The following is an 11,896-nucleotide window of genomic DNA, read 5'->3' as shown; positions in this document are numbered from 1 at the left end:
GATTTTCGAGACAAACCGATTGTTTTCAAGTATCAAGAATCTTTCGTTTCCAACGTTACAAAGTAATTGTTCTTGCGATACGCTAATGCACCCAATACGGCAACTAGTTCTTCTCCATTTGTCACATGAATTTGGTACCATGCGGTACGGTTGTTTCGCTTCTCCTCCACTGCAATTGCCCGTAAAATCGATCCTTTGGAACTTGCGGACAGAAAACCGATATTCATGGACAAAGCAACGGATGTTTTTCCATACGAGTTGCTCGCCACAGCGAAAACAAAATCAGCTAATGCAAAAATCACTGCACCGTGTGTCGTTCCATGTGCGTTCAGCATTTGATCCGTTATCTCTATTTCGGCAATGGCGGAACCTTGACCAACTTCCACCAATCGGATCCCGAGGGAGTTTGCATAAGGGTCTTGTTTTAATTTTTCACATATTTCATTGTAATATCGTTTGTGTATCTCAATATCATTCGGAATATCATTCGGATATTGTGTCATATTTCAATCTGCCCACTTTATAAAACTTCAGCAAAATGCATCGAAACAATTTTCCCCGCAAATCCCATCAAATCCTTGCCTGCCGCGCGTCCTTCCGGAGATGATAACGCTTGCATCAAGGCATCATGATTTTCAAAATACATTTCGGCAATTAAACAAAGATCACTTTCGCCTGTAGGTGCTCCATATATCTTGTTAATCTCTAATTTAATCAGACCTGGCATTTTTTTCGCAAGTGGAGTATGGATTTCTGAATAATGTTGATCAAATTCCTGAATATTCTCAGGTTTACGGTAAATTGCAATCAGCTTGACCATTTGTTTGCCTCCTAATTTTATAAAATAGTATCTTGCAATTTTTATTATAACGGAAAAATTATATGACGTTATTATAACGCCAATATATAAAATTGTATATATAAAAACTTTAAACAAATTCATCTCCATTTTTATTGACTTTTTAAAATATTCATTTCTCAACCAAAATACACACAATTTCTTATAATCAATCGTTACAGATACAACGGGTAACATTTTGATTTTTTTGAACGTCAATAAAATATAGGGTTCTATAGGATTCTAAAATGGGATGTGGTATAAATGAAGAAGTTTGTTGCTTTGATCTTATTTACCATTGTTGGAATATCATTGACTGGATGCAGCACAAATAGTTCGACCAAAACAACAGATAAAAGTTTGTATCCTTCCGATATTGCTGTTAAAAACGGGGATGTAGTTGATGTTCATGGCAAGATAATTAACTTCAGCAAATTTGAGAAATTTTTATCGAATGTTACGAGCAATAAGAAAGATAAAATTCGCATTACTGCTTACACGACAGAAGGTGACCCCATTTTTTATGAGTTGAACTTTAATGGTAAAACTGTTGACTATACGTTCGATAACTCAAGGGACGGGTTCAATGGTTTAAATAAAGGGAAAGAAAGTACATCATGCCAGGGTTTCGACATGAAACAAACCGGGCGTAAAACAGAATATACTCTTAAAGGATGTTCAAATACTGACATCGGCAATACTTTTCGGTTTTTTATTCGAAAACAATACTAGATTCCGATTCGTCTATCTACAAAATAAAAAACGCTTCTATCAGTTCAAATGTATCGAATGACGAAGCGTTTATTTGTACCGACACCGTGTACTGTACGGAAGCAACACTCTGAAATGCTTTGCCCTCGTCCAGCCTACGTAAAAACCGTTGATATATCCAGGTTATTCAAGTATGGTGCGACTGACAGGAATCGAACCTGTGGCCCCCACCGTGTCAAGGTGGTGCTCTCCCTCTGAGCTACAGTCGCAATAAAGATTGAATTTCATTGAAACCACTTTTTTCACCGAATGATTTTCAAATATAAAAATAGCCTGGCAACGTCCTACTCTCCCAGGAACCTGCGTTCCAAGTACCATCGGCGCTAGAGGGCTTAACGGTCGTGTTCGGGATGGGTACGTGTGTATCCCCTCTGCCATCATCACCAGACATCTGATTCTACTATAAGCTTCGAATTGCTGTGTCATTTCCCATCACTCGCTTAAGTCACGTACCAATACCGTACGCTCCTTCACTTGCTCCGGTCATTCCTTGCACTTCTCGCTTCTAGCGAATCATTTATTGAAGCGCTTCGACTCAATATGAAAGATGTTCTTTCAAAACCGGATGCGAATTCTACCGTACCCTTTGCGCACTTATACCTTATCGTATAGGTTAAGTCCTCGACCGATTAGTATCTGTCAGCTCAATGTGTCGCCACACGTACACTCCAGACCTATCAACCATGTCTTCTTCATGGGGTCTTACCTAGCTTCCTAGTGGGAAATCTCATCTTGAAGCGGGCTTCGCGCTTAGATGCTTTCAGCGCTTATCCCGTCCCGACTTGGCTACTCAGCGATGCAGTTGGCACCACAACTGAGACACCAGCGGTCGGTCCATCCCGGTCCTCTCGTACTAAGGACAGCACTTCTCAAATTTCCTGCGCCCGCGGCAGATAGGGACCGAACTGTCTCACGACGTTCTGAACCCAGCTCGCGTACCGCTTTAATGGGCGAACAGCCCAACCCTTGGGACCGACTTCAGCCCCAGGATGCGATGAGCCGACATCGAGGTGCCAAACCTCCCCGTCGATGTGGACTCTTGGGGGAGATAAGCCTGTTATCCCCGGGGTAGCTTTTATCCGTTGAGCGACGGCCCTTCCACTCGGCACCGCCGGATCACTAAGCCCGACTTTCGTCCCTGCTCGACTTGTAAGTCTCGCAGTCAAGCTCCCTTTTGCCTTTGCACTCGCCGCGCGATTTCCAACCGCGCTGAGGGAACCCTTGGGCGCCTCCGTTACCCTTTGGGAGGCGACCGCCCCAGTCAAACTGCCCACCTGACATTGTCCTCACACCCGCTTCAGGGTGTCGAGTTAGAAGCCGGATACTTCAAGGGTGGTATCCCAAGATTGACTCCGCCAAGGCTGGCGCCCTGGCTTCGCAGTCTCCCACCTATCCTGTACATGAAGTACCCAACTTCCATATCAAGCTACAGTCAAGCTCCACGGGGTCTTTCCGTCTAGCCACGGGTAACCTGCATCTTCACAGGTACTACAATTTCACCGGGTCTCTCGTTGAGACAGCGCCCAAGTCGTTACGCCATTCGTGCGGGTCAGAACTTACCTGACAAGGAATTTCGCTACCTTAGGACCGTTATAGTTACGGCCGCCGTTTACTGGGGCTTCAATTCAGAGCTTCTCCCGCAAGGGATAACCCCTCCTCTTAACCTTCCAGCACCGGGCAGGCGTCAGCCCCTATACATCGCCTTTCGGCTTAGCAGAGACCTGTGTTTTTGCTAAACAGTCGCTTGGGCCTTTTCACTGCGGCTCTCTCAGGCATTCGTAAAGAACACCCTACCAGAGCGCCCCTTCTCCCGAAGTTACGGGGCCATTTTGCCGAGTTCCTTAACGAGAGTTTTCCCGCGCACCTGAGGATTCTCTCCTCGCCTACCTGTGTCGGTTTGCGGTACGGGCACCGGTCCCCTCGCTAGAAGCTTTTCTTGGCAGTGTGAAATCAGGGACTTCGCTACTACAATTTCGCTCGGCATCACAGCTTGACCGTATGGAAGACGGATTTGCCAATCTCCCAGCCTTGCTGCTTGCACGGCCATCCAACAGGCCGCTCACCCTATCCTCCTGCGTCACTCCATTGCTCAAACGGTGACATGGTGGTACTGGAATTTCCACCAGTTGTCCATCGCCTACGCCTTTCGGCCTCGGCTTAGGTCCCGACTAACCCTGGGAGGACGAGCCTTCCCCAGGAACCCTTAGGCTTTCGGTGGACAGGATTCTCACCTGTCTTTTCGCTACTTATACCGGCATTCTCACTTCTCAGCCATCCACCAGACCTTCCGGTCTGACTTCCACTCGCTGAGAACGCTCCCCTACCACGTGCGCAAAGCGCACATCCATAGCTTCGGTGTCCGGTTTAGCCCCGTTACATTTTCCGCGCAGCGTCACTCGACCAGTGAGCTATTACGCACTCTTTCAATGGTGGCTGCTTCTAAGCCAACATCCTGGTTGTCTGTGCACCGCCACATCGTTTCCCACTTAACCGGAACTTGGGGACCTTAGCTGATGGTCTGGGCTGTTTCCCTTTTGACCACGGATCTTAGCACTCGTAGTCTGACTGCTGGAGATAAGGAAACGGCATTCGGAGTTTGACTGAGTTCGGTAACCTTGGACAGGCCCCTAGCCCAATCAGTGCTCTACCTCCATCCCTCTCGCTCCAACGCTAGCCCTAAAGCTATTTCGGGGAGAACCAGCTATCTCCGAGTTCGATTGGAATTTCTCCCCTACCCCCAGTTCATCCCCTGACTTTTCAACGTCAGTGGGTTCGGGCCTCCATTGCGTTTTACCGCAACTTCACCCTGACCAGGGGTAGATCACCCGGTTTCGGGTCGATGACCGCAAACTGCCGCCCTTTTCAGACGCGCTTTCGCTACGGCTCCAGCTTCTCGCTTTAACCTCGCTTGCGACCATCACTCGCCGGTTCATTCTACAAAAGGCACGCCGTCAGGCTAACCGGGGTCCCCGAAAAGTAATACTTTTTGGGGTGGTATGGCCCTCCGACTGATTGTAGGCACATGGTTTCAGGTTCTGTTTCACTCCCCTCCCGGGGTGCTTTTCACCTTTCCCTCACGGTACTGGTTCACTATCGGTTGCCAGGGTGTATTTAGCCTTAGGAGGTGGTCCTCCCGGATTCCCACGGGATTTCACGTGTCCCGCGGTACTTGGGGTTCGTCTCGAAGTCCATTTGGTTTCAGATACGGGATTGTCACCCTCTGCGATCGGCCGTTCCAGGCCGTTCTCCTACCCAATGGATTGATAACTTCGTATGAGACGCCCCGCAACCCCGCACATGCAAGCATGTGCGGTTTGGGCTATTCCCCGTTCGCTCGCCGCTACTTAGGGAATCACTGTTGTTTTCTTTTCCTCAGGGTACTTAGATGTTTCAGTTCCCCTGGTGTACCTTTCCGACCCTATGGATTCAGATCGGAATCCTGCGGTATGAACCGCAGGGGGTTGCCCCATTCGGAGATCCCCGGATCAACGCTTGCTTACAGCTCCCCGGGGCGTTTCGGCGTTCGCTCCGTCCTTCATCGGCACCTGGCACCTAGGCATCCACCATGCGCCCTTACTAACTTAACCTAGGCGACTCTACCTATCGGCTTCGAATTGCGTTGTCAGATCTTTCGTTCATCGTTCACATAATTCCATTATGCTCACTTCTTCACGAAATCTCTTCCTAGCACTTCTCGCCGCTAGCGAGTCGCAGTTTGGCGGCAAATGAAACATGCATACCAAAAATCGTTAAGCGCTCGGGTAAAACATTTGATGAAATTGTGTACTGCTTGCGCAGTTACCACGCATTGTATTCATCCTGTATACGATAGAATTCGCTATCCAGTTTTCAAAGAACATCAAGAACAAAGTACATAAAAAAGCCATTCCATATTCACGCTTCCTTGCGGAAGCAGGAAATCCAACTTAATACGCTGCATCCAGCGATGCAACCATCAGATGTTTCCAGTTGAGGGAGGTTCCCTCAAAACTAACCAAGTGCAGGGCAATGTCCGTGTAACACAAACATTCTTTTTCGCATCCCCATAAGGGACTTATATTCCTTAGAAAGGAGGTGATCCAGCCGCACCTTCCGATACGGCTACCTTGTTACGACTTCACCCCAATCATCGACCCCACCTTCGGCGGCTGGCCCCTTGCGGTTGCCCCACCGACTTCGGGTGTTGCCAACTCTCGTGGTGTGACGGGCGGTGTGTACAAGGCCCGGGAACGGATTCACCGCGGCATGCTGATCCGCGATTACTAGCAATTCCGGCTTCATGCAGGCGGGTTGCAGCCTGCAATCCGAACTGTGAACGGTTTTCAGGGGTTGGCTCCGCCTTGCGGCTTCGCATCCCGTTGTACCGCCCATTGTAGCACGTGTGTAGCCCAGGTCATAAGGGGCATGATGATTTGACGTCATCCCCGCCTTCCTCCGGCTTGTCGCCGGCAGTCACCTGTGAGTGCCCAACTGAATGCTGGCAACACAGATCAAGGGTTGCGCTCGTTGCGGGACTTAACCCAACATCTCACGACACGAGCTGACGACAACCATGCACCACCTGTCACCGCTGCCCCGAAGGGAAGGTGTATCGCTACACCGGTCAGCGGGATGTCAAGACCTGGTAAGGTTCTTCGCGTTGCTTCGAATTAAACCACATGCTCCACTGCTTGTGCGGGCCCCCGTCAATTCCTTTGAGTTTCAGTCTTGCGACCGTACTCCCCAGGCGGAGTGCTTAATGCGTTAGCTTCGGCACTGGAGGTGGTACCCTCCAACACCTAGCACTCATCGTTTACGGCGTGGACTACCAGGGTATCTAATCCTGTTTGCTCCCCACGCTTTCGCGCCTCAGCGTCAGCAATCGGCCAGTAAGGCGCCTTCGCCACTGGTGTTCCTCCACATCTCTACGCATTTCACCGCTACACGTGGAATTCCCCTTACCTCTCCGACGCTCAAGCACTCCCGTTTCCAAGGCCATCCCAGAGTTGAGCTCTGGACTTTCACCCCAGACGTGAAATGCCGCCTGCGCGCGCTTTACGCCCAGTGATTCCGGACAACGCTTGCCCCCTACGTATTACCGCGGCTGCTGGCACGTAGTTAGCCGGGGCTTCCTCCTCGGATACCGTCAACGCACGGGCATTTCCTCCCGTACGGGTTCGTCTCCGAAGACAGAGTTTTACAACCCGAAGGCCTTCATCACTCACGCGGCGTTGCTCCGTCAGGCTTGCGCCCATTGCGGAAGATTCCCTACTGCTGCCTCCCGTAGGAGTCTGGGCCGTGTCTCAGTCCCAGTGTGGCCGGTCACCCTCTCAGGTCGGCTACGCATCGTCGCCTTGGTGAGCCGTTACCCCACCAACTAGCTAATGCGCCGCGGGCCCATCGAATCGCGGTCCGAACGGACCTTTCCGTCTCCCTTCATGCGAAGGAAGAAACTATCCGGTATTAGCACCCGTTTCCGGGTGTTATCCCAAACGATTCGGCAGGTTGCCCACGTGTTACTCACCCGTCCGCCGCTAACGATGCAAAGCAAGCTTTGCATCGTCCGCGCGACTTGCATGTATTAGGCACGCCGCCAGCGTTCGTCCTGAGCCAGGATCAAACTCTCAAATGAAAGTTTTTACCCTGTCAGAATCATTGCTGACTAATGACAGGAGTTACATATATAACTCCCTGCACTTGTTTAGTTTTCAAGGAACTTCTTAAATCATTCCGACACAGCCAAAGCAGTGACGTTTTTATAATTTATCATATTCGAAATTTCAAATCAACAGGTAATTTTTCGCATTTCATCACTTGCATTCTGTCGATTGTTTTCACCGTCCATTGCGGCGACAGGTGTTATCATATCACGTTCCATATATACTTCACAAATACAATTTAAGAACAAAATTATTCACATATCTGAAATAACACAAATTATTTCACTGATAATCAGTCAATATAAATAAATCTCGCATATGCTTCCATATACTATTACGAAAAACCACATTCAAGTCTAAAAACATAAGAATTGCTATTGCCAATGTTGACGCATAATCATTCAAGTAATTCCCGCAGAGTCGGCACATTGCCTGTCAAGCTGATTGCTGCGGCAGCAACGACTATTTCCAAAACGGAAACTATGGTATTCTAAAAAGAAACATACGTTCGGATCGGAGAGTATAACAATGCAATCATTGCGAACCATCCTTCATTTAGATATGGACGCATTCTTTGCTTCGATTGAGCAACGGGATCACCCTGAATTGCGTGGAAAACCTGTCATTGTAGGAGGATCCATCAAGGAGCGGGGGGTTGTTGCAACATGCTCTTATGAAGCACGAAGATTTGGCGTGCATTCTGCCATGCCGACAGTTCAGGCGAAGCGCCTCTGTCCTAACGGAATCTTTCTTCCTGTAGATCGCAAAAAATATGTCGCTGTATCAAAACAGCTATTTCGCATTTTGGAGCGTTATTCTCCAGTGATCGAACCATTATCGATTGATGAGGCATTCCTTGATGTAACAGGATGCGAAAAACTGTTTGGCAGCAGCAGATCCATTGCTCTGCAAATCAAGCAATCGATTCAAAGAGAATTGTATCTAAGTGCATCTGTGGGAATCTCCTATAACAAGTTTCTGGCTAAGCTCGCATCGGATCTTAAAAAGCCAAACGGTCTAGTCGAAATCAAACCGGAGGATCTTACACGTATCCTCCATCCGCTGCCAATCAGCCGTTTTTGGGGAATTGGCAAGAAAACCGAAGAAAAATTGCAACGATTAGGCCTTCGAACCATCGGTGATGTGGCACGAATGAGCATAGAATCCATGCGACAAAGGATTGGGTCTCTTGCTGACCACATCTATCAATTGTCACATGGAATTGACGAACGTCCTGTTAAGGCGGTTCGTGAAGTGAAATCCATTAGTCAGGAAACAACTTTTGCAACAGATGTGACAGCGATTCGCGTTTTGGAATCCGCTTTGCTTGAACAAGTCACTACAATTGCGCGAAACATGCGTCGCAAACAGTTTGCGGGAAAAACAATCACTTTAAAATTACGTTTTGCCCCTTTTCAAACGGTCACGAAACGTCATACATTATCATTTCCCACAGCAGATGACCATACATTGTATGCAGCTGCAAAACAACTTCTGAATCATTTTGAAATCTCAGGAACAAAAGCCATTCGCCTGATCGGTGTATCTGTCAGTCAATTTTCTCATATAAGTGACATTCAGCAAATAAGCCTGTTTGAAGATATCCATGCAGCCACCAAGAAAAAAGAGTTGGCAAAAGCGGTCGATGCGATCAAAGACCGATTTGGTGAGCATATACTCACTCGGGCGAGTCTGATTCAGAAAGAGGGGCAGAACGAATAATGATGCTCTGTCTGTTTCATGCATCGATGGCCAGCTTTGCAAGTTGAATCGCTCCATCAAGACTTGCAGCAACGGCCAGCCATAATCCCGTATGGCAAAAAACAGATCCCGGCACTCCAGTAACACTTTCTAACTGTTTTCCTTCCAGTCCGCCCCAATCATCCGGAAATGGCTTTCGCTTGGCAAACGAACCTGATTGCGGCGGCACAGACTGAATGGTAAACTGCCCATTCTTTCGTGGAGTGATGACAAAAAGAACCTCTTTCTTTTGATCCAGACGCAACAGCGTTTTTTCCCACGGGCATCCCTTGGGAAGTACCAGCAACTGTGACATTTCACGAGTTTCAAACGCCCGTTTGACAATGGGAACCGCCCGATAACCAGCAAGTTTTTTATTTAGATACTCGGAAAAAATCACATTTGTAATTGAAACTGCTTTTTGAAACGCTTCATCTTCCGAGTCCTCCGCATCCCATGCCGGATTCATCAATCGAACGACAGATGCGATATCGAGAATGGGCAAACTTTTTTCTATCTCAATCCCATTGTCGATGGCATCAAGAGGTTGGACCATTTCCTCATCAATTTCTCTTGCTATTGTTTCAATGACATCCGCTTCCTGTATTCCGGCATTCTTGATAATTTGTTTTCCAAAATCACGCCAAATTAACCCGGATGCTGCATACGGAATTCCATTTTCCCGATACATCTTGTCGCGGGAATGATGATCGTACTTGCCTCTTCCTACATCGTAGACGATATCACAACTCTTTAACACGTCTTCTTCTCTTGATCGAACAATTTCTGCATCATTGTATACGTGCAATAAAAAAACGGTTGCGTACACATCATCTGCATGGAATGTTTGGCTATGTGTCCCTAATTTCATTGAAGTCTCCCCTGCTTGTCAATTTGATGCCATTTGATAAAGATTTCTCTAGTATACCCTGCTGTCATGATTTTAAGAGAAATTTTACGGTTTTACCAGAAATCCGATCTCATTCAAGGAATGTAACCACAGCAATGCAGTACAACGCACTTATATAAAAAAAAAGAGGCTCTTCTATAAAGAAGCTCCTCATTTTCATCGTTGAATTTTTTTGTCTGTCAAATTGCGGTTCATTTTTATTTTTTGCAATTGTACCATGTATTCATCAATCTGTTGGCTTAATCGTACAACGTTTGGATGTGTAAAATTCCCGAATTTGGCCACGAGATCTTTTAATTGGCCACGTTTGTACTCGATCACAAACTCCAGTGTTCGCAAACTCAGCTTGTTTATATTGACACGTAAATAACAAGGATTCAACTCCAAAATTTGCATCATCAATCACCCAAACCCAATTATATTTGGAAAAGATCGATCTTTTCCTCCAAAAGCTTACAAAACAATCCAAAAACCAACATTGTCTATTAAACTACTTTTGGGTTCATTCGTAAATAGCGAATCTTGTCTAATCATGCGTGTAAGCGTTTACATAAAAAATAATTTTATATTGCTCTTTTGATGCACATGTATCGAATACCCCGACGCCTAATCCATGAAAAATAGACAGATAACTACGGCGCTTGCGGATGGTTTTTCATACTGTAATGTAGACGATTGAAGGAGGTTATACCACATGAATCAAAAACAAGTCCGCCAAGAAATTGTTCAAGTACCAACAAATCCGGCAGCAATCCCCGGTATTCCGGCGCCAGCGATGCCAATGCCTTACGGAACCATGCCCGCACCACAAGCTGCTGCCTTTCCCTACTATCCATATGCTCCTGCAACTATTGCACCAGTACGCCGTGTGGTTCATCCCACACGTTATATCGAAACACACACAGTGACAAGATATCCGGTCGTACATGTGTATCCAACACATATGCGTAAAGTACATCACAATGTTTATGAACATTACTGTGAATATCCTCACTCCGAAAGTGATCAGATATGCGAACATAAAGTTGAATGCTGCAATCCGCCGCAACCAAAACCAAGCTGTTAATTGAACCCCTACAAAATATTGGCGGGCATCTTGCTATGCTGGTGGATCAGGCGAGAATGACCGCCATATTTTTTCTATTATTTTCCTGTATTTTTCCCTCGTTCAAACGGACGAAATCGCTGTTCATGGTTGATCGAGGACGGATGTTTCAATTTGTATGCAAATGTTCCTCCAACGACACCGACCATTAACAGAAGGCTAAGTATCGATATGACAAATATGCGTTTTGGCACCTGTTCCCACCTCATAATGTATGAATGACCATACCGGCCAGAAAGAAAATAGCGAATACTATGTGATACAAACGAGTTGTTTTGCTTTTTTGCTTGTCTCTCAACTTGTAGTTCAGGAATGCCCCCAGTCCAGCCAATATCACTAAGAGGATCCATGCAACAAGCCCTGTATAAATCCGAAACGCTTGATTCGGGTACTGCAGCATATAATAAATCCCGTGAGCACCTGCCGTTACAATTGTCAACCAGCCGAGTAATATATGGTGTTTGCGTAAAAACAGCAATGCGGCACGTGTCAATTCAAAATCAGGAATTTTCCTTTTTTTGATTTCCACATATAATTTACGCAAAATCCAAATGGAAACAGCAGCAACCCCGACGGCAACACTCAAACCGCCAAACAAGTTGCTAATTCCCCGAAATGGATACAAAAACGGATTTTGCGCGTCTGCAAATTTATAAAAGCCAATTGTTGCGACAAAGGATAGTAAACCTAAAACAAATCCACCTATTGTAACAAAACGATGTAAAAGTTTCACGAAAAAACAACCTGCCTTTAGTTGCATTATGATATTTCAAATCATTCTAATATACATTTCTTTGAATTTGCTTAATAAATTATACAAAAATATCCCAATCCACATAAAATGGGAATGGGATATTTTCTTTATCTCTATTCTGAAAAAATATTTCAATACA

General features: G+C 46.4%; 9 protein-coding genes, 1 tRNA gene and 3 rRNA genes. 3 read left to right on the top strand and 10 right to left on the bottom strand.

The genetic code is table 11. From position 1 onward, the window contains the following. Positions 1-32 precede the first annotated feature (32 nt). Positions 33-503 (bottom strand): hotdog fold thioesterase, encoded by a 471-nt coding sequence (locus LSG31_RS10170; RefSeq protein ID WP_347439146.1) that lies wholly within the window; start codon positions 501-503, stop codon positions 33-35. Between the two features lie 17 nt (positions 504-520). Next, positions 521-820 (bottom strand): EthD family reductase, encoded by a 300-nt coding sequence (locus tag LSG31_RS10165; RefSeq protein WP_347439145.1) that lies wholly within the window; start codon positions 818-820, stop codon positions 521-523. Positions 821-1,102: 282 nt separating this feature from the next. Between LSG31_RS10165 and LSG31_RS10160 the strand changes: the two genes are divergently transcribed. Then, a complete protein-coding gene (locus LSG31_RS10160; protein WP_347439144.1) occupies positions 1,103-1,570 on the top strand; it encodes a DUF4362 domain-containing protein in 468 nt (155 codons plus the stop codon). 173 nt (positions 1,571-1,743) lie between these two features. Here LSG31_RS10160 and LSG31_RS10155 read toward each other — a convergent pair. The 4 genes from LSG31_RS10155 to LSG31_RS10140 all read right to left on the bottom strand — a co-directional run bounded on the left by LSG31_RS10155 (position 1,744) and on the right by LSG31_RS10140 (position 7,220). Continuing rightward, positions 1,744-1,818 (bottom strand) — tRNA-Val (locus tag LSG31_RS10155). 62 nt (positions 1,819-1,880) lie between these two features. Then, positions 1,881-1,997: ribosomal RNA gene (gene rrf / locus LSG31_RS10150) — 5S ribosomal RNA — on the bottom strand. A gap of 221 nt (positions 1,998-2,218) precedes the next feature. Further along, positions 2,219-5,196, bottom strand: a 23S ribosomal RNA gene (locus tag LSG31_RS10145). Positions 5,197-5,676: 480 nt separating this feature from the next. Then, positions 5,677-7,220, bottom strand: a 16S ribosomal RNA gene (locus LSG31_RS10140). The 16S, 23S and 5S rRNA genes sit together here with 1 tRNA gene alongside, the layout of an rRNA operon. A gap of 556 nt (positions 7,221-7,776) precedes the next feature. Between LSG31_RS10140 and dinB the strand changes: the two genes are divergently transcribed. Then, positions 7,777-8,970, top strand: coding sequence for a DNA polymerase IV (dinB, locus tag LSG31_RS10135; protein ID WP_347439143.1), 1,194 nt, complete (start codon positions 7,777-7,779; stop codon positions 8,968-8,970). Positions 8,971-8,986: 16 nt separating this feature from the next. Here dinB and LSG31_RS10130 read toward each other — a convergent pair whose 3' ends face one another. Both LSG31_RS10130 and LSG31_RS10125 read right to left on the bottom strand, forming a co-directional pair. Next, complete coding sequence (locus LSG31_RS10130) at positions 8,987-9,859, bottom strand: MYG1 family protein (protein ID WP_347439142.1); 873 nt, start codon at positions 9,857-9,859, stop codon at positions 8,987-8,989. Positions 9,860-10,054: 195 nt separating this feature from the next. Further along, positions 10,055-10,294 carry an aspartyl-phosphate phosphatase Spo0E family protein gene (locus LSG31_RS10125; protein ID WP_347439141.1) on the bottom strand — a complete coding sequence of 80 codons (240 nt, stop codon included), beginning with the start codon at positions 10,292-10,294 and terminating at the stop codon, positions 10,055-10,057. A 298-nt stretch (positions 10,295-10,592) separates the two neighbouring features. Here LSG31_RS10125 and LSG31_RS10120 point away from each other — a divergent pair, with 298 nt between their 5' ends. Next, positions 10,593-10,964, top strand: a complete 372-nt coding sequence (locus tag LSG31_RS10120; RefSeq protein WP_347439140.1) for a CotD family spore coat protein — start codon at positions 10,593-10,595, stop codon at positions 10,962-10,964. A gap of 77 nt (positions 10,965-11,041) precedes the next feature. Here LSG31_RS10120 and LSG31_RS10115 read toward each other — a convergent pair whose 3' ends face one another. Together LSG31_RS10115 and LSG31_RS10110 are read right to left on the bottom strand one after the other, a co-directional pair. Beyond that, positions 11,042-11,197, bottom strand: a complete 156-nt coding sequence (locus tag LSG31_RS10115) for a hypothetical protein (protein WP_347439139.1) — start codon at positions 11,195-11,197, stop codon at positions 11,042-11,044. A gap of 11 nt (positions 11,198-11,208) precedes the next feature. Then, complete coding sequence (locus LSG31_RS10110; protein WP_347439138.1) at positions 11,209-11,736, bottom strand: hypothetical protein; 528 nt, start codon at positions 11,734-11,736, stop codon at positions 11,209-11,211. Positions 11,737-11,896 lie beyond the last annotated feature (160 nt).

Origin of the sequence: Fodinisporobacter ferrooxydans (genome assembly GCF_022818495.1) — a bacterium.
Lineage (GTDB): Bacteria > Bacillota > Bacilli > Tumebacillales > MYW30-H2 > Fodinisporobacter > Fodinisporobacter ferrooxydans.
Note: the sequence above shows the minus strand (reverse complement) of the source record. Positions and strands in the feature narration are given on the sequence as shown.

Coding starts and splice junctions, on each gene's coding strand:
- LSG31_RS10170 (WP_347439146.1), bottom strand. CDS start 503: ATGACACAATATCCGAATGATATTCCGAATGATATTGAGATACACAAA.
- LSG31_RS10165 (WP_347439145.1), bottom strand. CDS start 820: ATGGTCAAGCTGATTGCAATTTACCGTAAACCTGAGAATATTCAGGAA.
- LSG31_RS10160 (WP_347439144.1), top strand. CDS start 1,103: ATGAAGAAGTTTGTTGCTTTGATCTTATTTACCATTGTTGGAATATCA.
- dinB (WP_347439143.1), top strand. CDS start 7,777: ATGCAATCATTGCGAACCATCCTTCATTTAGATATGGACGCATTCTTT.
- LSG31_RS10130 (WP_347439142.1), bottom strand. CDS start 9,859: ATGAAATTAGGGACACATAGCCAAACATTCCATGCAGATGATGTGTAC.
- LSG31_RS10125 (WP_347439141.1), bottom strand. CDS start 10,294: ATGCAAATTTTGGAGTTGAATCCTTGTTATTTACGTGTCAATATAAAC.
- LSG31_RS10120 (WP_347439140.1), top strand. CDS start 10,593: ATGAATCAAAAACAAGTCCGCCAAGAAATTGTTCAAGTACCAACAAAT.